19 protein-coding genes and 1 tRNA gene are annotated in these 20,349 nt (G+C 59.3%); 6 read left to right on the top strand and 14 right to left on the bottom strand.

The genetic code is table 11. From position 1 onward, the window contains the following. Positions 1–12: 12 nt before the first annotated feature. The 8 genes from fghA to ACUZUJ_RS07430 form a co-directional block, all read right to left on the bottom strand. Positions 13–843: an S-formylglutathione hydrolase gene (gene fghA / locus ACUZUJ_RS07465; protein WP_128730105.1), complete on the bottom strand. Its 831-nt coding sequence runs from the start codon at positions 841–843 to the stop codon at positions 13–15. A 54-nt stretch (positions 844–897) separates the two neighbouring features. Continuing rightward, the gene (locus tag ACUZUJ_RS07460; protein WP_128730107.1) at positions 898–2,232 is read right to left on the bottom strand and encodes a DUF3422 family protein; all 1,335 of its coding nucleotides are present in this window, start codon (positions 2,230–2,232) and stop codon (positions 898–900) included. A 182-nt stretch (positions 2,233–2,414) separates the two neighbouring features. Then, positions 2,415–2,813 (bottom strand): VOC family protein, encoded by a 399-nt coding sequence (locus ACUZUJ_RS07455; protein WP_034007259.1) that lies wholly within the window; start codon positions 2,811–2,813, stop codon positions 2,415–2,417. Positions 2,814–2,856: 43 nt separating this feature from the next. Next, positions 2,857–3,966, bottom strand: coding sequence for an S-(hydroxymethyl)glutathione dehydrogenase/class III alcohol dehydrogenase (locus tag ACUZUJ_RS07450; protein WP_128730110.1), 1,110 nt, complete (start codon positions 3,964–3,966; stop codon positions 2,857–2,859). Between the two features lie 59 nt (positions 3,967–4,025). Continuing rightward, positions 4,026–4,301, bottom strand: coding sequence for a formaldehyde-responsive transcriptional repressor FrmR (gene frmR, locus ACUZUJ_RS07445; protein ID WP_007182548.1), 276 nt, complete (start codon positions 4,299–4,301; stop codon positions 4,026–4,028). A 282-nt stretch (positions 4,302–4,583) separates the two neighbouring features. Continuing rightward, positions 4,584–5,474, bottom strand: coding sequence for a carbon-nitrogen hydrolase family protein (locus ACUZUJ_RS07440; RefSeq protein ID WP_028690945.1), 891 nt, complete (start codon positions 5,472–5,474; stop codon positions 4,584–4,586). After that, positions 5,471–6,079 (bottom strand): GNAT family N-acetyltransferase, encoded by a 609-nt coding sequence (locus ACUZUJ_RS07435; protein WP_023103883.1) that lies wholly within the window; start codon positions 6,077–6,079, stop codon positions 5,471–5,473. Before ACUZUJ_RS07435 ends, ACUZUJ_RS07440 begins: the two co-directional genes overlap by 4 nt. 1 nt (position 6,080) lies before the next feature. Further along, a complete protein-coding gene (locus ACUZUJ_RS07430) occupies positions 6,081–6,488 on the bottom strand; it encodes a ketosteroid isomerase-related protein (RefSeq protein ID WP_023103882.1) in 408 nt (135 codons plus the stop codon). Positions 6,489–6,642: 154 nt separating this feature from the next. Between ACUZUJ_RS07430 and ACUZUJ_RS07425 the strand changes: the two genes are divergently transcribed. Beyond that, complete coding sequence (locus ACUZUJ_RS07425; protein WP_023103881.1) at positions 6,643–7,548, top strand: LysR family transcriptional regulator; 906 nt, start codon at positions 6,643–6,645, stop codon at positions 7,546–7,548. A 150-nt stretch (positions 7,549–7,698) separates the two neighbouring features. Here the strand turns inward: ACUZUJ_RS07425 and uvrB are convergent, their stop codons facing one another. After that, positions 7,699–9,675: an excinuclease ABC subunit UvrB gene (gene uvrB / locus ACUZUJ_RS07420; RefSeq protein WP_306725897.1), complete on the bottom strand. Its 1,977-nt coding sequence runs from the start codon at positions 9,673–9,675 to the stop codon at positions 7,699–7,701. 375 nt (positions 9,676–10,050) lie between these two features. Next, positions 10,051–10,482, bottom strand: coding sequence for a DUF488 domain-containing protein (locus ACUZUJ_RS07415; protein WP_023835768.1), 432 nt, complete (start codon positions 10,480–10,482; stop codon positions 10,051–10,053). Positions 10,483–10,966: 484 nt separating this feature from the next. Between ACUZUJ_RS07415 and ACUZUJ_RS07410 the strand changes: the two genes are divergently transcribed. From ACUZUJ_RS07410 to ACUZUJ_RS07400, 3 genes are all read left to right on the top strand, one after another. After that, on the top strand, positions 10,967–11,908 hold the full coding sequence (locus ACUZUJ_RS07410) for a LysR family transcriptional regulator (RefSeq protein WP_028698648.1): 942 nt from the start codon (positions 10,967–10,969) through the stop codon (positions 11,906–11,908). Positions 11,909–12,422: 514 nt separating this feature from the next. Beyond that, the gene (locus tag ACUZUJ_RS07405) at positions 12,423–13,589 is read left to right on the top strand and encodes a glutathione-independent formaldehyde dehydrogenase (RefSeq protein WP_020924942.1); all 1,167 of its coding nucleotides are present in this window, start codon (positions 12,423–12,425) and stop codon (positions 13,587–13,589) included. A gap of 484 nt (positions 13,590–14,073) precedes the next feature. After that, positions 14,074–14,964, top strand: coding sequence for a LysR family transcriptional regulator (locus ACUZUJ_RS07400; protein WP_023103878.1), 891 nt, complete (start codon positions 14,074–14,076; stop codon positions 14,962–14,964). Between the two features lie 22 nt (positions 14,965–14,986). Here the strand turns inward: ACUZUJ_RS07400 and ACUZUJ_RS07395 are convergent, their stop codons facing one another. After that, entirely contained in the window at positions 14,987–15,280 is a 294-nt protein-coding gene (locus ACUZUJ_RS07395) for a helix-turn-helix domain-containing protein (protein WP_009459591.1), read from the bottom strand. Here ACUZUJ_RS07395 and ACUZUJ_RS07390 point away from each other — a divergent pair. Together ACUZUJ_RS07390 and ACUZUJ_RS07385 are read left to right on the top strand one after the other, a co-directional pair. Continuing rightward, a complete protein-coding gene (locus ACUZUJ_RS07390) occupies positions 15,238–16,053 on the top strand; it encodes a substrate-binding domain-containing protein (RefSeq protein WP_017514781.1) in 816 nt (271 codons plus the stop codon). The genes ACUZUJ_RS07395 and ACUZUJ_RS07390 overlap by 43 nt on opposite strands. 118 nt (positions 16,054–16,171) lie before the next feature. Further along, entirely contained in the window at positions 16,172–17,140 is a 969-nt protein-coding gene (locus ACUZUJ_RS07385) for a Dyp-type peroxidase (protein ID WP_020924940.1), read from the top strand. Between the two features lie 37 nt (positions 17,141–17,177). On the opposite strand, the gene ACUZUJ_RS07380 is transcribed toward ACUZUJ_RS07385, so the two are convergent. The 3 genes from ACUZUJ_RS07380 to pgsA all read right to left on the bottom strand — a co-directional run bounded on the left by ACUZUJ_RS07380 (position 17,178) and on the right by pgsA (position 20,343). Beyond that, complete coding sequence (locus ACUZUJ_RS07380; protein WP_023103875.1) at positions 17,178–19,121, bottom strand: tyrosine-type recombinase/integrase; 1,944 nt, start codon at positions 19,119–19,121, stop codon at positions 17,178–17,180. Between the two features lie 226 nt (positions 19,122–19,347). Next, positions 19,348–19,423, bottom strand: a tRNA-Gly gene (locus tag ACUZUJ_RS07375). A gap of 293 nt (positions 19,424–19,716) precedes the next feature. Continuing rightward, the gene (gene pgsA / locus ACUZUJ_RS07370) at positions 19,717–20,343 is read right to left on the bottom strand and encodes a CDP-diacylglycerol--glycerol-3-phosphate 3-phosphatidyltransferase (protein WP_014036627.1); all 627 of its coding nucleotides are present in this window, start codon (positions 20,341–20,343) and stop codon (positions 19,717–19,719) included. Positions 20,344–20,349: the final 6 nt, after the last annotated feature.

The raw sequence follows: 20,349 nt of genomic DNA, 5'->3' as shown, positions 1-20,349 counted from the left end.
CTCCTCTCTGTATCAGCGTTTCAGCGCCGAGGCGTGGTGTGCCATGTGCTCGCCAATGAAGCTGGCAATGAAGTAGTAGCTGTGGTCGTAGCCTGGGCGCAGATTCAACGTGAGCGGGTGCCCCGTCTCGTCGCAGGCTTTGCGCAGCAGATCGGGCTGAAGCTGACTCTCCAGGAACTCGTCGCCCAAGCCCTGATCCACCAGCAGCGGCAGACGCTCCTGCACGGTGCGAATCAGCTCCACGGTGTCGTACTGCTTCCACGCCTCCCGGTCGCTGCCCAGGTACGCCTCGAAGGCCTTGTGTCCCCAGGGAACCTGGGTGGGCGCGACGATGGGCGAGAAGGCCGAGACGCTTCGATAACGGCCCGGGTTGCGCAGGGCGATGACCAGAGCACCGTGTCCCCCCATGGAATGGCCGCTGATGCTCCGCTCCGCTGTCACGGGAAAGTGGGCCTCGATCAGCGCCGGTAGTTCCTGCACCACGTAGTCATACATCCGATGATTCGCAGCCCAGGGTTCCTGCGTGGCGTTGACGTAGAAACCCGCCCCCTGTCCGAGGTCATAGGCGGGATCGTCGGCGACGCCTTCGCCGCGAGCGCTGCTATCGGGTGCGACGACGGCAATGCCATGTTCGGCCGCGTAGCGCTGGACTGCGGACTTCGTGATGAAGTTCTGCTCGGTGCAGGTGAGGCCCGAAAGCCAGTACAGCACCGGCACCTTGCCGTGCTGCGCCTGCGGAGGCAGATAGACGCCGACTTTCATCGTGCAGCCCAGCGTCGTGGATTCATGCTGATAGACGTCCTGCCAACCATCAAAGCTGGTGTGATGTTCGACGCGTTCCATGTTGTTCTCCTGTATTAAAACGGCGCTGCGATCGCGCGCCAGGGTGGCAGTCCGTCAGGAAGGTTTCTCTTCCGCCGCCGTGTCGCCGTGGGCGTGTCTGATCCTGCGCACGATCCACCAGATCGTCAGCATCACCACAGGCACCAGAACCGCCGTCACCGGCGCCACAACGTCGTGAACGAGCGGAATGCCCTTGAGCAGATAGCCGAGAAGGCTCACGACGTAATAGGAGATTGCCGCGACCGACAGGCCTTCGACGGTTTGCTGAAGGCGCAATTGCATCTTGGCCCGGTTGTTCATCGAAGCCAGCAGATCGCGGTTCTGGCGTTCGAGTTCGACGTCGACCCAGGAACGCAGCAAGGCGATGGCCCGGGTCAGCTTGTCGGAGAGCTTGGCCTGGCGTTCCTTTACCGATTGGCATGTCCGCATGGCTGGAGCGATGCGGCGCTGCAGGAAATCCGCCCAGGTGCAGTACCCGGATACGGCCTCTTCCGAAAGCGCTGCCAGCCTTTCCTCGACGATCTCGTAGTAGGCACGGCTGGCGCCGAAGCGATAGAGATTCGCCGCAACGCCGGCTTCCAGCTCGGCAGCCAGGCCGGTCAGTTCGGACAGCAGCACGTCGCTGTCGCGCCGTTCCACCAAGCTCGTACACATCTCTTCGGTGATCGCTGCGAGCCGCGACTCCATGCGTCGCAGTTCCGACGCCATCGATCGTGTCAACGGCAGCGACAGCAACGCCAAGGTACGGTAAGTCTCGATCTCCAGCAGACGTTGGGCCAGCGCCCCCGCCCGCGCCGGGGTCAAATCCCGGGCAAGGATGAGGATCTGCGTCAGGCCGTCCTCATCCTGTCGAAAGTCGGTCAGGATGGCGGCAGAGCCGTTCTCCACCAGCGAGTAGCACAGGCTGGCAGGATCGAAGCGATCGGCCTCCTTCTGCGTTTCCGGCGTCCATGGAAGCAGTCTCAAACGGATGCCGGATACGACCTGGCCCGGAGCGACAAATCCATGCTTGAACGGGTTTTCGCCGCACGGCTCTCCCGTCTCGGAATCCAGCGAAGCGCACCAGAGATACGTCGAGAACTCGGTGTGCTTTTCGCAGTGCAGGTCTCCCTCGTCCCATGTCACGCCGTGAAGCGGCGTAGCATGGTCGGGCTCGGCAACGCCGAAGCGATGAGACAACTCGCTCATCGCCACCTGATCCTTGGCCACGTCGCCTTCGGTCATGAAAGCGAGCTGCAATATGCTGCGGGGGGCCTGAAGCAACAGATGCGGGCGCGCGTGCACTTCACCCACGGCTGCAGCACGATCGGCATAGGCCGGCATGCCGTACACGGTGGCGGTCGGGGCGGGTTGTGCGGTCGTCGTATCGATGTTGGCCGGCTCTTTCATAACGACCTCATTTCTCATTGGTTGAAAAACACGCTTCAAGGTAAATGCCCGCAGCCATGCGTTTCGCACATGGCTGCGGGCCGATCTTCATGAGCAGGCACCGCCCTACAGGGTCTGTCTAATAGGCTCGCCGGATAGAGGCTTGTGCTGGCCCTTTCAGAACGCCCTCAGCTTCCTTGCTTTCAGACGAAGGTGTACGAGCAGACCTTGTTGCCCGCCGGATCACGCAGGTAGGCCGCATAGGCACCCGGCAGGTGACCACGCGGGCCGGGCTGGCCCTCGTCGGTGCCGCCTGCGGCAAGGCCGGCGGCATGGAAGGCATCCACTTCGGCGGGAGTGGCGGCCGCAAAGCCGATCGTCACGCCGTTGCTGGAGGGCGCTTCACCATTACCCGGGCGGGCGATGATGAAAGCCGGCTTTTCACGACCGAAAAGCACCCATCCGTTGCCGAAAGGACCGAGGTTCTTGATGCCGAGAGCACCCAGGGCGGCGTCGTAGAACGCGGCCGACTTCTGAACGTCGGCGGCGCCGATGAAGACGTGCGAGAAGATGCCGTCGCCGGAAATGACAGGATTGGACATGGTTAATTTCCTTGGTGGTTGGTGTTGAATGGAGAGTGAGTGATCAGTAGTGGATCACCGTGCGAATCGACTTGCCTTCGTGCATCAGGTCGAAGGCCTTGTTGATGTCGTCGAGGCCCATGGTGTGGGTGACGAACGGGGCGAGATCGATCTCGCCTTTCATTGCGTCTTCCACCATGCCCGGGAGTTGGGTGCGCCCCTTGACCCCGCCGAAAGCAGAGCCCTTCCAGGTGCGGCCGGTGACCAACTGGAACGGACGGGTCGAGATTTCCTTGCCGGCACCGGCGACGCCGATGACGATCGATTGGCCCCAACCACGGTGGGCAGCTTCCAGGGCCGAGCGCATCACGTTGACGTTACCGATGCACTCGAAGGTGTGATCGACACCCCAGCCGGTCATCTCGATGAGAACCTCGTGGATCGGCTTGTCGAAGTCCTTCGGGTTGAGGCATTCGGTCGCGCCGAAGGTACGAGCCAGCTCGAACTTCGCCGGATTGGTGTCGATGGCGATGATTCGACCTGCCTTGGCCTGGCGTGCACCCTGAATCGCAGCGAGACCGATGCCGCCGAGGCCGAAGATGGCCACCGAGTCGCCCGGCTGCACTTTGGCCGTGTTGTGAACGGCGCCGATGCCGGTGGTCACACCGCAACCCAGCAGGCAGACGTGCTCGGGATTGGCGTCCGGGTTGATCTTGGCCAGCGAGACTTCGGCGACCACCGTGTATTCGCTGAAGGTCGAGCAGCCCATGTAGTGGTAAAGCGGCTGGCCGTTGTACGAGAAGCGGGTCGTACCATCGGGCATCAGCCCCTTGCCCTGGGTTGCGCGAACCGCGACACACAGGTTGGTCTTGCCGGACTTGCAGAACAGGCACTCGCCGCATTCGGCGGTGTAGAGCGGAATGACGTGATCGCCAGGCTTCACGCTGGTCACACCTTCGCCCACCTCCACGACGATACCCGCCCCCTCGTGACCCAGCACGACCGGGAAGAGACCTTCGGGGTCGTCGCCCGACAGGGTGAAGGCGTCGGTATGGCAAACGCCGGTATTCGTGATCTTGATGAGCACCTCGCCCTTGCGCGGCGGCTCGACGTCGATCTCGACGATTTCCAGCGGCTTTCCTGGCCCGAAGGCAACTGCTGCACGTGATTTCATGATGTCGCTTCCTTTACTAGCTAACTAAATTTGCCCTCACCGAGGGCACCCTGGTGCCTCTATCGCAGATAGGAGCGGACGATAGAGATGGTCTCGTCAATGGACTTGTTCTGCGAATCGCTCCTGATTTCGCTACTGGGAAATTCTTCCCGCAGATAGCTCTCCAGAACGGTTGCCATCAATCCGTTGACTGCCCCACGAACGGCCGCAAGCTGCTGAAGAATTGCAGGGCATTCCGCACCTGCATCAAGCGCTTGCTCAAGAGTCGCTACCTGACCTTTGATGCGCCGGATGCGCGTCAGTGCTTGCTTCTTTTCTTCCGGACTGTGTGGCATCGAACACCTCTCTACTTGGGTACACCGCCGCATTATACAATACTCCCCCATAGTATATGCGGCCGAACTTCGCCACAAATTCTGTGCTCTTCGAGCACTCTTACAGGCTAGTACAGGTTTGTTCCCAAGAAGCGCAAAACATTCAAATCAATGAATATTTCTTGCATGTATCGACAGCATCGGGGCAAGTTCAAAACTGGTCAAACTGGAAAAATCTATGCGCAGATAGATATGACCTATCTAAGCCGACTCATCGAGTTGAAGCTATCAAGATGAGACCGGCTAGGCGACCTGATGACCCGAGTGTCGCGCTTTCCGCAGTGCAGGCAACATCTGTCCGTCCCAGTCACGATCGACCGCAACCTGGGCCTGTTCTTGGTTTCGTTCGAGTGCTTCAACGTCAAGATCACCGATCGCCCATGTCTGCGTGCCGCAAGTAGTCGCGAGAATGCCATCCTCGGGGAATCCACGATCCATGGGTGCATAGATCGTGGCCTCGCCAGTGTTCGTGTCCAGCGCCGGACTCCAGTCAGCAGCTCCGGTCGTCACGGCCTGTGCGACGAACATCCGGTTCTCCAGTGCCCGCGCCATGCAGCCCACACGAACCCGGGTTGCACCTGCCCTCGTGTCCGTACAGCTCGGGACCAACAGCAGGCGTGCACCCGCCTCTCGCTGGGCTCGCACGGGCAATGGAAACTCACTGTCGTAGCAGACAGCGATGCCGGCACGCACGCCATTCAGGTCGAACACCTTGAGTTCGTCGCCCCCCTCGATGACGCCAGTGTCTTTCTCGAACCCCGTCAACTGCAATTTGTCCTGGTAGTCACGCGTGCCGTCCGGCGCAAACCACCACGCCCGGTTGCGATAGCGATCCGGTCCAACCCGGGTCAAGAACGTACCGGCCTGAATGGTCATGCGCAGCTCGCGCGCCAGGTCGGTGTACAGGGCCAGCCACGCAGGCTGCAAGGCCTGCAGCGCGGCCAGCGAGGCGTTGAAATCCTGGCGGATGCCAGGCTCGAACATCGCAGCCAGTTCGAGGGACAGATATTCGGGCAAGACGGCCAGTTCCGCTCCGGCACGGCTCGCCTCCTCCAGAACCCGCCGCTGCCGCGCTGCGAATGCCTCGAAGCCCGTGGGCTGACCCACTGCGTATTTCGCAACTGCTACTTTCATTTCGCGTTCTCCAGGGAGCGCAGCCACATCGTGAGCGTCTGCTCGGTTTCGCTCGGCTCACCCACCTGTTTCCAGGGCAGCGTAACCTTCATGTCCGACTGCCGCACGTAGCCACGACGGGTCCAGAAGGGATCATTACTGCGGTAGTTGGAAGGACGCCGGGGATCGTCGTCTGCTCGATCCACCGACGCGAACGATGTCCACTGCATGCCGCCCAACGAACGGGCATGCGCTTCGCGTTCGTCAAAGAAGCGATGGCCCAGGCCAAGGCCCCGGAAGGCCGGGAGCAGGACTGATTCGCCGCAGTAAAACACTGCCTCCATCGGGATTCCTCGATCGGCGAACGGCACCTGGAAGGCCGGCTCCGCATCGCCGAGCGGCAATCCCGTGGACGCACCCACGACCACGTCATCAGCGAGCGCGAGTACCAGCAGGCTGTCTGCCGAACGGGCGTACATAGCGAGGTAGTGCTTCTCGTATTCGGTGTCGCCCTCGTACAGGTAAGGAAAGCTGCGGAAGACGCTCGCCCGCAGGCCTGCCACGGCATCGAACCATTCGGCAATGTCCGGACCACGACGAACCAGCACCTGCACGTCGCTGGTCATTTCAGGCGTCCCCTCCAACCTGTGCGATCCAGTCGCCGAGGTTGTAGTAGTTGGTGACACGAGCGATCTTGCCATCGCGGATCTCGAAGAACGCGCCGCCCGGCAGCACGTAGCGCTGGCCCTGGGCTTCCGGCAGCCCGTCGTCCGTGACCTTGTATTCGCCATGCACCACGTACTCCGCGCCTGCACACAGGCCGTCGGCGCTGACCATCACCACGATCCCGCGCAGTTGCTCGCCATAGCAGCGGTCCATGCGCTGCAGGAAGGCGCGGAAGGCTTCGCGACCGACCTCACGAGCGCCCTGGTTCAAGTCGTGCGCGACGTCATCGGTCAACATTGACAGCATGGCCTCGCGGTCACCGCGGTTGAAGGCGTCGTAGTAGGCAGTGATGAGGGTCGCAGCGTTCATTCGCGTTCCTTATTGGGTTGTTCGGAGCGGAGCATTCCGGGGTGTTGTCAGTCTGGGCAACCGCGCCTCCCTTGTATATGGAATTGTTGCGATTTTATAATTCCACAATCTGGAACAATCAACGAGCAGCGAAATCGGCCATAAGGCGTGCGTCATGAACAAGGAAATGGAACTACTGCGCATCTTTCGGGTGGCGGCCGAAAGCAGCAGTTTTCGCGATGCGGCCGTCCGGCTGGGGACTTCTCCGCAAGGTGTAACCCGTGCCATCCAGCAACTGGAGCAACACTACGGCGAGGTGTTGTTTCATCGAAGCACGCGCCAGGTGCGCATCACCGCCTTCGGCGAAGGGCTGCTAGACCAAGTGCGCCCCGCATTGGAGCGGTTCGAGGATCTGTGGCGAACGCCTGGCTCCGACCAGCAGGCCTCTCTGTCCGGTACGGTTCGCATCACCGCACCGCACAGCTTGGGCACCAGAGCGGTGCTACCGGCACTGGAGCGCGTGGCCGCGCGCCATCCCGGCATCACGCTGGATGTGCGCCTGTCCGATCGCATCAGCAATACGGTTGACGAAGGGATTGACGTCGGGATCAGGGTCGGATTCATGCGCGATAGCCGCTTCGTCGCACGCAAGGCCGCCGACATGAGACTCCCCATCGTTGCCGCTCCGCGCCTGATCAAGAAAGTGGGCGTACCTGCAAACATCGATGCGCTAAGCAGCCTGCCAGTTACCGTGGCCTTGGATATCAATACCGGCCGTCCCTGGCCTTGGCACTTCAAGGCGGGACGCCAGTGGACACCTACCGCACCCACTCTCGTCGCCGACAATGCCGACATGGAAATGGGAGCGGCGCTGGCCGGGATCGCGTTCGCGCAACTGGCGGACTACATGGCCGCCCCCTACATTGCCAGCGGGAAGCTCGTGCGAGTGCTGGAGAACGAAGAACCTCCGGCATGGGGGTTGTACGTCTATCGGCCTCAGCGTGGCCCCATTCCGGGAAGGGTTCGAGCGGTATTTGATGAAATGCTGGTCGCCGTTGGATCGTTGCCAGCTTTGCGCTGACACGTCGCAAGACGCTGTAGGGCACACACCTTGGAAAGCGGGGCACTGAGCCTCGGCGGCTCACCCCTCCGGTTGAATGATGAGCCGACCGTCTGCCCGCTTGCCCCAGGTGCAGATCGGTCGGCCATGCAACCCAATGCCGGCGAACGATTAGATGTAAATGAATTGCCGGTACAACCCATCCAACTGATGACGAATGTCTTCGACGCGCTGCTCGTCACCGGTATCGGTAAATTTGAGTAGCTGCTGTTCCTTGGCAGTGATCTGATCGCAAAGGTCGGACAAGTTCTCGCAGAAAGCCTCGGAATGAACGGTGGGCTCCTCCGTATTCGTCTCTTCCCCTGCTAGTTTTCGCACAGACGAGGCTGGAGAAATCCCATTTTCCTCGTTAAAGGCAATTTGAAGCTGCCTGCGCCTATTGGTCTCATCGATCGCCTGCTTCATCGCCGGCGTCACCGCGTCGGCGTACAAGATCGCCTTGCCGTTTTCATTCCGAGCGACTCGACCGATCATCTGAATGAGCGCATGGGCCGAACGCAAGAACCCTGCACGGTCTGCATCGAGAATGGCAACCAATGATGCCTCTGGAATATCCAGCCCTTCGCGCAAAAGACTAATCCCAATCAAAACATCGAACTCTCCTGCGCGCAGGCCATTGATGATCTCAACACGATCCTCCGCTTTTATGTCCGAATGCATGTAGCGCGCTCGAATCCCGTTGTCCGTCAAGAAATCCGTTAGCTCTTCTGCACTGACCTTCGTCAGCGTAGTCACAAGCACTCGATTCTTTCTCTTCACGCACTTCGATATTTCGGCAAGCAGGTCATCTATGTATCCATCCGCTTTCCGCACTTCAACCTTGGGGTCAAGCAGTCCCGTTGGCCTGATAACCTGTTCGACAACCCTGCCTTTCGACACCCTCAGCTCGTAGTCGCCCGGAGTAGCGGAAACAAAGATGGTCTGAGGCTTGACCTTCTCGAACTCGTCAAAGTTCAATGGCCGGTTGTTCTTCGATGAAGGCAAACGGAACCCGTAATCGATCAGCGTGTCCTTGCGCGCCTGATCCCCCCGGTACATTGCGGATATCTGTGGCACCATGACATGAGATTCATCGACGAACAGCAGCCCGTCTTTCGGCAAATAATCCAGCAACGTGATCGGAGGAGAAGCTGCGTCTCGGTCGCTGAAGTAGCAGGAATAATTCTCCATCCCCGAGCAATAGCCGACCTCGCGCATCATTTCCACGTCATGCGTGATCCGCTCGTACAGCCTGTTTGCCTCGACCAAGCGATTATTCCTGTTCAGCTCGGCAACCCGCTCTTCCATATCAGCGAGTATCTTTTTGGATGCAGAATCTATTTTGTTCGTGGGCGGTGCGAAAAGCGTTTTTGGCGAAACCAAATAATGGTCTATCTCTCCCAACGTCTTGCCAGTAACAGGGTCCATCCATTGGACAGACGCAACAGTGTCATCCAACAGTTCCACCCGAACCGCCCTGTACTCGGAATCAGCGGGGAAAATGTCAATCACATCACCTTGGACGCGGAACGTTGCACGCTTGAGAGTGCGCTCCGTGCGATCATATTGCAGCAAAGCCAAGCGACGAATTAGCTCTCTCTGGTTTAGTTTGACCCCAGGGGACAGAGCGATCTGTAGCGCTCGATATGCATCTGGATCACCCAGGCCGTAGATTGAAGACACCGAAGCGACGACGATCACGTCACGACGCTCAATCAAGGATTTGGTCGTGGACAGGCGCAGGCGCTCAAGGTGGTCATTGATGGCCGAGTCCTTTGGAATGAAACGATCGGTGCCCGGCATATAGATTTCGGGCTGAAAATAATCGTAGTAGGAAACGAAGTACTCGACCGCGTTCTCAGGAAAGAAGTGCTTCATTTCACCATAAAGCTGCGCGGTCAACGTCTTGTTAGGAGCCAAGATCAACGTAGGCCGCTTCAGACGATGAATCACATTGGCCATGGTGAAGGTCTTACCTGAGCCGGTGATACCTTTCAGCGTCTGGTGCGTCGCACCTTCTTCTATGTCCGACAGCAGGCGCGCTATCGCCTCTGGCTGGTCCCCCGCCGGCGTATAGTTGGAGTGCAGAATAAACATACCGGTTGACATTAGATATCTCCTAATTGAGCTACTTCAATTTGTCCTGATGTATCGGCTATTCCAGAAGACCTATAGCAGTACCAAACTGGGGTGTAAATGACGGCGATCCTGCCGCGCCCCACCTGGGCGTAGGCGTCGCCAACATGATAGCCCAACACATGGGCGGGCTTCCCAGTGCATATCCGCCGATCGCCACGACGTCAGCCAGCGGCCCGTCTGCCAATGCACCTGGAGCCACTCGCCTCGTTGAGCGCTGACATCGAGCCGTGGCGGGCGAGGTTGCTCTGTACGCCCAATGTGTGGCGCCGGCTCCCGCCGATACGCGCCTTTGTCTCTCTCAGCCCTCCAGACGAGGCGTTGGAAACGTGGAGCTACGTCGCCCCTCTAAAGATGCACGATCTCAACATTCGGCCATTTGCCTGCAAGGTACTCGGCCACTAGCCTCCGATGGCAGTGATGGGGCTTGTCTTCGCTGCAAAGCAGGCAACTGTTATCAATCTTTTCTTTATCGATTGACTCAATCTTTCGGGACGACATTAAATCCAGAAATTTACTGGCGTAGATATCCCAATCTCCCCCTTTTATTTTATATTCCTCGAACATGTCTTTGGTTGGAGCAAGTGCTGGTAGATGTTCATATTCCATCCCACACAACGCCTCGGAAAAATATCGAAGATCCTCGCGTTTAGCGAATCCGGCCAATTGCGAAACATTATTCAGGCGAACATCGACAAGGCGCTTGGCACCAGAAGCACTTAACTTGGTGAAGAAGGACCGCGCGGAGGTCTTAGTGAATCCAATGGTGAATATCTTCATCTGCCTTATTCCCCTCATTCCTTCATCCATAAATGGCTGTTATTGAGCTACCGCCAGGCATGCCCGTCAATCGCAGCTAAGGAAACGCTGGGGGCATGGTGTACTAGCTGCGCCACAACGGCCATGGCAGGCTCCATTCTCTCGCCGCTTCAACGGCCACGACCCGAACAGCTCAAGAGCTTAGCACCGCCTTTTGCGGTTGCGTGCCTCACCACTCACGCTTACTCCCTTCCAGAACGCGCCAACTGCTAAGCTACATGAGGACGACTCGCCCACAGCGCAAAGCACCTGTGTTCGCGCTATTGGCTGTCCCGTGCGTTGTGGTGCTGACCGTCGATGACGAGTCGAACCTACTGTATGGGCACTGCGCGCGGCAGCCTTTCATGCGTGCCAGCTACGTGCCCAAGGTTGGACGCGGATCGAAGCGTGCGCAGGGTTTTTCGTGAAAGTATAAAATCTAATCAACTTTATCAGAAGAAAATATATGATCGTAAGAAACTTTGAATACTTGCTTGCTTTGCACCGTGAAGGCCATTTTGGCAACGCGGCCAAAAGCTGCAATGTTTCTCAGCCGACACTCTCCGCGGGCATTAAGCAATTGGAGGAAGACATGGGTGTCGAGATCGTGCGTCATGGCCGACGCTATGACGGCCTCACTTCTGAAGGGATGCGCGTACTGTCTTGGGCTCAGCAGATGTATGACGACTGCAAAGGGCTGGAGCGAGAACTCTCCGCACTACGGCGAGGTATAGAGGGGCAATTCCGGCTAGGGATACTCCCAGGAACTGCCGGTGTAGCGCCCACATTAAGCATCGCCCTTGCTGAAAAAACACCCTTACTTCAACAATCAGTTCTGGTTTCCGGCGCTTCTTCCCTGCTACAGGCGATTCGAGAAAACAATTTGGATATCGCACTCATGCATTTGGAGGATATCCCAGGGGAAGACTTCGATACTCACCTTCTGTACCGTGAACGCATTTTCCTTTTTCACGCCGCGAGAACACAGCAACCCCGAAGCACAACGTGGGACCATGTTCTCAATAGACAACTCTGCGTGCTGAACTCGGCAGTACCTGAACCCATTCAAGATAGGCTGATGCAATGTACCGCGCAGACTATTCGCACTGATTCAATTGACGTGCTATCGGCACACGTGGCGACAGGAAAATATTCGGCAGTTCTTCCGCAATCTCTCGCCGGCCAACTCGCGCACATTCCAAATCTCCACGCAATCGCAATCAATGGACCAATGTCGCACTCAAATGTCGGATTCGTTGCTGGGAAAAATGCGTTCGAGGCACCGTCATCGCGTGCATTGCTCGAAATGGTGCACACCCCCGAACTCGCCGCCACTCTTCAATCCGTTATATCGATCCATCGTCGGTTCCAGCCCAAAGCAGACTCATCTCAAAGCCCCCTGAAATAGCGAGTCTTGAAGAGCAACTCTGTATTGCTTCAACCAGGCGAAGATTGCAGGCATGCCGTGTGCGCCGCTAACAGGCGCCACGTGCTGAGCAACCCATCGAAGGCCACTAGGTCCAGGGGCAACTCGGGGGACAGGAGTACCTGCTGCATGCGGCCTCCTCATGTCTCGCTGGGTCGAGCTGACTGTTCCTAGATCAAGCTAGGAGGCGCGATGTAGCGATGATCGTTGCCCTCTCCCGGCTAGGAGACGAGCACGGCTCGACGATCCCGCGTAGATAGATCGTGCCTATCTGCACATAGATTATTCCAGTTTGACCACTTCTGAGCTTGATCCGATGCTGTCAAGACCGCAGAAGGAGACGCGGCCAACGGCTAGGCAGTACCACGATCGTTCTTCTTGACAGCGGTAAATTTCGTTTCCCACTTCGATTTAGAAGATGGAAACATTAACGCACAGAGGTGACGAAATGACTCCGACCGGTAACCGAATCGTGACTTTCGAGAAGCCCTTGGAAATGAAGGTCAACACCTTCAAATTTCCAGAGCTGATAACCCCTCAAGGGAAAAGCGCACCCCATGGCGCTATCCTCAAAATAGTTACCACAAATATCTGTGGCAGCGACCTTCACATTTATCGCGGTTCGTTTGCTGTTCCTAAGGGAATGACCATGGGCCATGAAATGACCGGCGAAGTGATCGAAGTGGGATCAGACGTCGAAGTCGTGAAGAAGGGCGACATCGTTTCCGTTCCCTTCAATGTGGGGTGTGGGCGTTGCTACAACTGCAAGCATATGCGCTCCGATGTATGCGAGAACACCAACCCCGAAATCGACTGCGGAGCCTACGGGTTCAACCTCGGTGGCTGGACGGGGGGGCAAGGTGATTATCTCTTCGTACCGTATGCGGATTTCAATCTCCTTCGCTTCCCTGACAAGGATGCCGCCATGGAAAAAATCCGCGACCTGACCCTTCTCTCTGACGTATTACCCACAGCTTTCCATGGGTTCGCTGGCCCAGACTGGCCAGCCGCGCCGGCCTACGTCGTCGGCGAAAACATCCTGATCTTCGGTGCCGGGCCGGTCGGCAGAGCGGGTGCCGCCTGCGCCAGACTTCTGGGTGCAGGCGCCATCATCGTTGCCGATTACATTCAAGAGCGGCTGGACCTTCTCAAGCCACACGGCGTGGAAACCATCAACCTTTCCGACGGCGTGCCGATCGAGGAGCATCTCGAACGCATTACCGGGCACAGGGAGGTGGATCGCGTCATCGACTATGTTGGTGTGGACTGCCGCGGGTTTGGCGCGGAGGCTGACAAGATCGTGGAGAGCGCTGTTACCAACGCAATGCTCAAATATGTCCGCTTCGGCGGAATGACCAGTACGGTCGGTGTGTACTGCGCAAACCCGATCTCGAAAGACCCGAAAGCCAAGAAAGGCCATATGGATCTGGAATGGTCCAACGCCTGGATCAAGTCGCCGCGAATGTCGGCTGGTCAATCTCCGACGGCCAACTACAACCACGCGTTAATGCGGGCGATACTGAACGATCGCATGCCTTACCTTTCGCCGATGATGAACACTAAGTTCATCAAGCTCGAAGACGCGCCCGCCGCGTACAAAGAGTTCGACGCGGGTTCTGCATACAAGTACGTCATCGACCCGCATGGTTCAGTGCGGCATTAAGCATCCGGCGCGGGCTAAGCATCAGGATGTCTCACACTTTCTGGTGAGAGGCATTCTGGTCCCGCCAGTCTCCGGGCAGCAACTGGAGCCGGCGAATATTTTCGCCGGCATTTGCCGTCTGCCCCAGGGTACTTGCCTTGGCTCGGACCAGGAGCAGAGCCTCAGCAACCCGCAGGTGATGATCAACCGCAAGCGTGTTCAAGCGCTTGGTTCGCAATCGGCCAAGGGTCAGACGGGGACGATGCACGGCATCCATTGACGTGCGTGGCTGGAGATAGCCTTCGTCTGATCCTTATCACCCCACGGACTTGATCAGGCTCGCCTAGTGTTGTGCCTGCCTCGGGCCATCGCACGGTCAACCCAGCCCTGGCTCATTCAGCCAGAAGTTTCCAATGATGTGGCCGAACTCGCCGCCGCCAGAATGGCAGTCACTTCTATAGGGAGATAGCACAGTGTTGGATAAGTCGGAACGGGAGGGTGGCCTATGGAGCTGCGCCATCTTCGCTGCTTCGTAGTTCTTGCTGAGGAGCTACATTTCACGCGGGCGGCTGAGCGCCTGCATATCGAACAACCACCGCTATCACGAGCCATCAAGGAACTTGAGGACGAGTTGGGCGTAGTGCTCTTCGACCGAAACCGACGAGGAACAGTTCTAACGGCGGCGGGCGCGGTCTTCTTGCAAGATGTTCGCCGTCTATTCACAGTGCTGGAACAGGCTCGTGAAAATGCCAAGGCTGTGGCATCGGGCTTGCGCGGTAGCCTGCGCATCGCTGTATCAGATGGGGCTATCGATCCACGGCTGTCGGCATTTCTGGCTCGTTGCCGCGCCGAGGAGCCGGAGATCGAAATACGCTTGTCAGAAGTGCCTCTGGCAGAGCAAGTGCGTGGCTTGCGTTCGGGCGACTTCATGATCGGGTTCGCGCACACGGGCGATGTCGGCGACGGTATCGCTGCCGAACCAATCTGGCACGACCCGCTGGTGATTGCGGTGCCAGCTCGTCACTCATTGCTCACCTACAAGGAGGTGCCACTTCAAGAACTTCAAGGCCATCCACTTGTCCTGTGCGACCCGCAGGTATGCGAGGGCTATTGCCGCGAACTCAAGCGGCTGCTCAACACGTTGGAGCACAAGCTGAATGTTGTCGAGGAAGTGTCCTCGCTGGACATGATGCTCACGTTGGTCGGCGCCGGCTACGGCATCGGCTTCATGACGGCGACCAAGATTCCCATCTCCCAACGGCCGGATGTGGTGATCCGCCCCTTGGCGATGGATTCTGCCGTGATCACCACCTACCTGCTTCGGCCGGACGGCGGCAATTTATCGGCTTCGGTGGAGCGATTTATCGTTCGCCTTCGCGACTCTTCGGACGGTTGACGGAGCCTGGCAGGCTAGACACTCAGGGATCAGTGTCGGCACGCAGATTGCGTTCGGTCGCCGTCATCAGGTCAGCCGCGCTTATTCCAAGTGCCGTAGAAATTTTCAGTATGAGCGGAAGCGTGGGCACGTGCTCACCACGCTCGATCTTACCCATGTGAGAACGCGAAATGCTTGCCCGAGATGCGAACTCGTCTTGCGCGACTCCTTGAGCGACGCGCGCAGCGCGCACGGCCTGTCCGAAGGCTAACGCCGACTCGGATTCATACGTCGATGTGCCAGAAGGACGGCCTGGCTGAATTGTTGATTTCTGCATTAGCAGAAGCGTCAAACAATCTGCCACAATTAACCACGTTAAAGATAACGACGTTAAACTTCACTCTTTCCTGCAACGCTGGTTTGCCTTTCTGGACAGATCGCTTATTGGGGGCCCTCATGCATGACGCCACCAGCCAGTTTTCCCATTTCAGGCTTGCTATCGCGCCCGGAGTGCCATCCTCTTGCCTCACAACGCTTCTTGCCCTACAGCGCGCGGAGGAACCAGAAGTCACCATCACGTTCTTTGAGACCTCAGCCGATGATCTGTTGACGGGCCTTGAGGAAGGCCGCTACGACGCTGGAATGACGCTTCGGAACGCTGGTGCTCCGGCTGTGAAAAGCCAACCGCTCTGGGTGGAGAACGTGGCTGTTGCAGTGCCGCTGGGGTCCCCCTTAGTTGCCCAGGCGAAGATCACGCTTGCCGAGCTTCTGGACTATCCGGTGTTTCGCTGGCCGGCGGAGGCTTGCCTACTGCTGGATCAGCGACTGTCCTTTCTTCCGTTGAGCCAGCAGAGCATTCAGCACGTGACTTCGTTCGAGATGATGGCGCTTTGGGTGACCGCTGGCTACGGAGTGGGGCTCTCCGCGCAATCGCGCATTGAGCGTGCCCATGCGTGGGGGATCACTATGCGACCGCTTTCAGACGGCCCCTACGAGATCGTGACATACCTGCAGCGGCCCCACGGACGAGCCAATGTTGTTTCTGAGCGGTTCGAGCACAGGGCAATGCTGGTTGCCAGGGACAGGGCGGCTTGCTCGAATACCCCATAGCCCGCTCTCGCCGAGGCTGCGTGCGGGTAATTGCAGCGGCACGCGCCTGTTAGCGCGCCAGTGATAGCGCTTCCATCTCTGGCAATATGATGAATTAACATGGTCTTTGGAGGCACGAATGGTTGGAAGTGGTTGGGATCGAGTACCAATTGACTCGCAAAGCATCGATGCGCCGCTGTCGCGCGCGGCGGTGTTTCTCACGTTGACGGTCGCCGAGGGCCACGAGGCCCTTCAGGCGGTCGCCGGCGTCTTGGACGGGCTGGACGACCTGATCAAAACGGTGGGCTTCCGCGATCTCAACGGCCGGCTGTCGTGCATCACTGCACTGGGATCGGCGCTATGGGACCGTTTCCAGACCGGGAAGCGCCCGAAGGAACTACGGCCCTTCGTGCCCATCGAGGGTGCCAAGCACACCGCGCCTGCCACGCCCGGCGACCTGTTCTTTCACATCCGTGCCGAACGCGAGGACCTCTGTTTTGAATTCGAGCGCCTGCTGCTGGACCAACTGGGCAGCAGCGTGACGGTGGCCGACGAGGTGGTCGGTTTTCGCTACTTCGACTCCCGCGACCTGCTTGGCTTTGTCGATGGCACGGCCAACCCGACCGGGCACGACATCGGCGCCTCGACGCTGGTCGGCAGTGAAGATCAGGCGTTCGCCGGCGGCAGCTACTTGGTGGTGCAGAAGTATCTGCACCAAATGCAGCCGTGGGCTCGGCTCGCCAAGGACGAGCAAGAGCGGATCATCGGCCGGGAGATCGTCAGCAATGTCGAATTGCCCGACGCGACGAGCGGCCAGAAATCGCACAAGACCCTCGCCACGATCGTGGACGACGACGGCACCGAGCACGACATCCTGCGCGACAACATGCCCTTCGGCCGCCCCGGCCAGGGCGAATATGGCACCTACTTCATCGGCTACTCCAGGCATCTGTGGGTGACGCAGAAGATGCTGGAGCGCATGTTCCTCGGCGATCCGCCAGGCATGCACGACCGCCTGCTCGATTTCTCGACGGCGCACACCGGCGCCGTGTTCTTCGCTCCCGCACCGCGCACGCTGAGCGAACTCGTGGAGGCGGTGCAAGCGTAATGCAGGGGCCGCAAGGCCCCTGCAAGGTTTGAGAGCCCTATGCTCCGTCTAGAACTACTGCGCTATCCACCAGCCGACGAACGCTTTGCCGCACATCCTCGGGGATGGGGTACGGGGCAATGGCCTCGGGCATATCCGCATAGTGCTGGTAGTCGCCCATGATGACCTGGATGATCGCCGGCACGTTGGTCGGCGTGACCGCATCAATGGCCGCGCGGTCCCCCAGGTCAGGGTGCGGCTGGGTCAGCATGCGGTACAGATCCCACGAATCCGCGTGCGGGCACTGGTTCATGAGCACCTGGGCCAGCTTGTGCTTGAGCGGCACCAGTTGCCAATCGGGAACACGCTGCCCCCGATTGCCCAAACTGATGGACAGCAACTTGCCCGCTTTCAGTTCGCGGTTGATCTGGTCCTTGGACTTTCCGGCCAGCTTGCCGAACAGCGGGACCGGCAAGCTGCTTGGAGACTCGTAGATGGTCAGCATTTCCTCGCGCTCGCGCTGGATCGCGGACACTTCCGGCTCTGGGGCATGCGTCGGAGGCGGCGGTACCTGAGACAGCCGCTGGAACGTGATGCCGCCGCTGCTCGGGGTTACGACAATAGGCGTGGCCACGACGGGCGGGACGCCGGGAGGAGTGGGCTCGGCCATCGCGAGGGTCGCATCCACCGCTTCCTCCACTTCTGCCATCGCCGGCGCCCCGTCGATACGGATGGTCAGATGCGCGCTCGCGGCTTCCACTTCGCCCTGTTCGAGCAGGTCGAGCCGATCGGCCCAGTCCTGCATCATCCGACGGCGCGGCTCAACGTACTTGGCGTGGTTGTAGGACGAACTCACCTTGTTGGGGTCGGAATGGGAAAGCTGCGCGTCCACCCAAATCTTCGGGTAGCCAATCTCGTTGAGCGCCGTCGAGATAGTGCCGCGGATGCCGTGGCCGGTCAGGCGCCCCTCATAGCCCATGAGCTGCACGGCCTTGTTGAGGGTGTTCTCGCTGATGCGCTTCTTGAGTTCGCTGCGGTGTGACAGCAAGTACTTCTGCGCCGGCCGCATCACCCCCAGGAGATAGCGCACGATCTCGATGGCCTGCAGGGATAGCGGCACGATATAGGGGGGCACATCCTGCGGCCGCTTCCCTGCCTTGCGCATTTCATCCTGGAGCTGCTTGACGATCTGCGGTGGGATGATCCACAAGCCCCTGTCGAGGTCGAACTGTTCGGGTTCGGCCAATCGCAGTTCGCCGGTGCGCACCCCGGTCAGGAACAGCAGCCGGACGCCAAGCTGGGTCTGCCAGCCACGGGGGTTGTAGAGCCGGAGCTTCTGGAGGAACTCGGGCATCTCGGGCAGGTGCAGGTAGGGATTGTGGGCTACGGGGGGCTTGGGCTCTGCCACCACGTCCAGGTCGGCGGCCGGGTTGACTTCCAACCCCTCGGCAATGACCAGGGCATAGCGGAACAACTGGTTGAACCAGGTGCGGACCTTCTCGGCGGTGGTGAACGCCTTGCGTTTCTCGATCGCCGCCAAGACGCCCAGGAGTTGGGGGCGGCGAATGTCGTAGATCGACATTCTTCCCAGGGTGGGCAACACGTCCTTGTTGAAGATGCGCAGGATCTGCGACAGCGTGCTTTGACGGCCTTCCTTGAGTTCCTTGCGGCGATGCTCGACCCAGGCATCGAAGACGGTCTTGAAGGTGTATTCGCCCGCCAGCTTGGCCGCGTGCCGTTTCTGGTCGCGCTCGACCTGAGGATCGATCCCCCTGGCGAGCAGGGCCTGGGCCTTGTCTCGCTCGATCCGGGCCTCGCGCAGGCTGAGAGCAGGATAGCCGCCCAGGCACAGGCGCTTTTGCTTGCCCAGCCAGTAGTAGCGGAATTGCCATGACTTGCCGCCTGCGGCTGAGACCATCAGGCCCAGGCAGTCGTTGTCGGAGAGGGTGTAGCGTTTTCCGGTGGTCTTCGCCTGCCGGACGGTCAGATCAGAGAGCGCCATTTCGAGACTCCTAAGTAATGACTTAGGCCCTATGCTCGTCATGGTCCCCGCTCAGCCCCAGCAACTATCCGGTAGCCGACCCACCCGTATTCTTGTGCCTTATTTGGTCACTCAAAAACGGTAGCTGTGGGTGGATTTCCGTGGCACTCGCTGGAATGAAAAAAGGAGCCGAAGCTCCTTTTTTCAATGACCTACAGACCCCAGTAGAAGTCTGTGGATCAAAATTTGGAGCGGGAAACGAGACTCGAACTCGCGACCTCAACCTTGGCAAGGTTGCGCTCTACCAACTGAGCTATTCCCGCTTGGGAGGCGAAATTCTACCTGTTCCAAGGATGGCGTCAAGCGCTTTTTCTCAGGGTCTGCAGGGTGCCCGGCGGCGCGTATCCACGCATGGCGTGGATCTACTACAGCATCCGCGCAAACCGATGGATCCGCATCATCCGTGGATGCAGCGTTTCCAGTAGATCCACGCCATGCGTGGATGGGGCATCACCGTAGATCCATCCAGCGCGTCGAGTAGATCCACGCCATGCGCGGATGGTTGCACCGATGGGCTCAGAGCCCTTTCCTGCGGAAAGGGATCCGACCCTGGGGCTCAGTTGCCCAGCTTCTTCTGCCGCGCACGCTCGCGCGCCGCGCGCTCGTCATCGCGCAGGCTCGGCCAGGCGGCGTGCAGGTACTGCAGGCCCGACCACAACGTCAGCACGGCGGCAATCGCCAGCGTCCAGTCGCCGATGTGGAACACCGGCCAGCCCATCCAGATGTCCTGCACCGGCACGTTCGGAGCCACCGAGTACAGCAGGCACAGCAGTGCGACCATCTGTGCGGTGGTCTTGATCTTGCCAATCATCGCCACGCGCACCTTGGCGCGCTGGCCCAGTTCGGCCATCCACTCGCGCAGCGCCGACACCGCGATCTCACGACCAACGATGACCGCTGCCCAGAACGCCATCCACGGCGTCGGGTGACCCTGCACGATCAGGAACAGCGCCACCGCCACCATCAGCTTGTCCGCGACCGGGTCGAGGAAGGCGCCGAAGGCCGACTCCAGCTGGTAGCGGCGGGCGATCCAGCCGTCGAGCCAGTCGGTGATCGCAGCCAGGCCGAAGATCGCCGCCGAAGCGAAGTTGGTCCAGGTGTAGGGCAGGTAGAACACCAGCACCAGCACCGGGATCATCACGATCCGCAACAACGTCAGCCAGGTGGGCAGGGTCAACTTCATGCTTGC

This window comes from Stenotrophomonas sp. S4 (genome assembly GCF_054187805.2).
This window is presented reverse-complemented; position numbering and strand designations above follow the sequence as displayed.

What these genes read in the sequence shown, in the direction of transcription:
- fghA (WP_128730105.1), bottom strand. Translation starts at nt 843, where the DNA reads ATGGAACGCGTCGAACATCACACCAGCTTTGATGGTTGGCAGGACGTC.
- ACUZUJ_RS07460 (WP_128730107.1), bottom strand. Translation starts at nt 2,232, where the DNA reads ATGAAAGAGCCGGCCAACATCGATACGACGACCGCACAACCCGCCCCG.
- ACUZUJ_RS07455 (WP_034007259.1), bottom strand. Translation starts at nt 2,813, where the DNA reads ATGTCCAATCCTGTCATTTCCGGCGACGGCATCTTCTCGCACGTCTTC.
- ACUZUJ_RS07450 (WP_128730110.1), bottom strand. Translation starts at nt 3,966, where the DNA reads ATGAAATCACGTGCAGCAGTTGCCTTCGGGCCAGGAAAGCCGCTGGAA.
- frmR (WP_007182548.1), bottom strand. Translation starts at nt 4,301, where the DNA reads ATGCCACACAGTCCGGAAGAAAAGAAGCAAGCACTGACGCGCATCCGG.
- ACUZUJ_RS07440 (WP_028690945.1), bottom strand. Translation starts at nt 5,474, where the DNA reads ATGAAAGTAGCAGTTGCGAAATACGCAGTGGGTCAGCCCACGGGCTTC.
- ACUZUJ_RS07435 (WP_023103883.1), bottom strand. Translation starts at nt 6,079, where the DNA reads ATGACCAGCGACGTGCAGGTGCTGGTTCGTCGTGGTCCGGACATTGCC.
- ACUZUJ_RS07430 (WP_023103882.1), bottom strand. Translation starts at nt 6,488, where the DNA reads ATGAACGCTGCGACCCTCATCACTGCCTACTACGACGCCTTCAACCGC.
- ACUZUJ_RS07425 (WP_023103881.1), top strand. Translation starts at nt 6,643, where the DNA reads ATGAACAAGGAAATGGAACTACTGCGCATCTTTCGGGTGGCGGCCGAA.
- uvrB (WP_306725897.1), bottom strand. Translation starts at nt 9,675, where the DNA reads ATGTCAACCGGTATGTTTATTCTGCACTCCAACTATACGCCGGCGGGG.
- ACUZUJ_RS07415 (WP_023835768.1), bottom strand. Translation starts at nt 10,482, where the DNA reads ATGAAGATATTCACCATTGGATTCACTAAGACCTCCGCGCGGTCCTTC.
- ACUZUJ_RS07410 (WP_028698648.1), top strand. Translation starts at nt 10,967, where the DNA reads ATGATCGTAAGAAACTTTGAATACTTGCTTGCTTTGCACCGTGAAGGC.
- ACUZUJ_RS07405 (WP_020924942.1), top strand. Translation starts at nt 12,423, where the DNA reads ATGAAGGTCAACACCTTCAAATTTCCAGAGCTGATAACCCCTCAAGGG.
- ACUZUJ_RS07400 (WP_023103878.1), top strand. Translation starts at nt 14,074, where the DNA reads ATGGAGCTGCGCCATCTTCGCTGCTTCGTAGTTCTTGCTGAGGAGCTA.
- ACUZUJ_RS07390 (WP_017514781.1), top strand. Translation starts at nt 15,238, where the DNA reads ATGTGCCAGAAGGACGGCCTGGCTGAATTGTTGATTTCTGCATTAGCA.
- ACUZUJ_RS07395 (WP_009459591.1), bottom strand. Translation starts at nt 15,280, where the DNA reads ATGCAGAAATCAACAATTCAGCCAGGCCGTCCTTCTGGCACATCGACG.
- ACUZUJ_RS07385 (WP_020924940.1), top strand. Translation starts at nt 16,172, where the DNA reads ATGGTTGGAAGTGGTTGGGATCGAGTACCAATTGACTCGCAAAGCATC.
- ACUZUJ_RS07380 (WP_023103875.1), bottom strand. Translation starts at nt 19,121, where the DNA reads ATGGCGCTCTCTGATCTGACCGTCCGGCAGGCGAAGACCACCGGAAAA.
- pgsA (WP_014036627.1), bottom strand. Translation starts at nt 20,343, where the DNA reads ATGAAGTTGACCCTGCCCACCTGGCTGACGTTGTTGCGGATCGTGATG.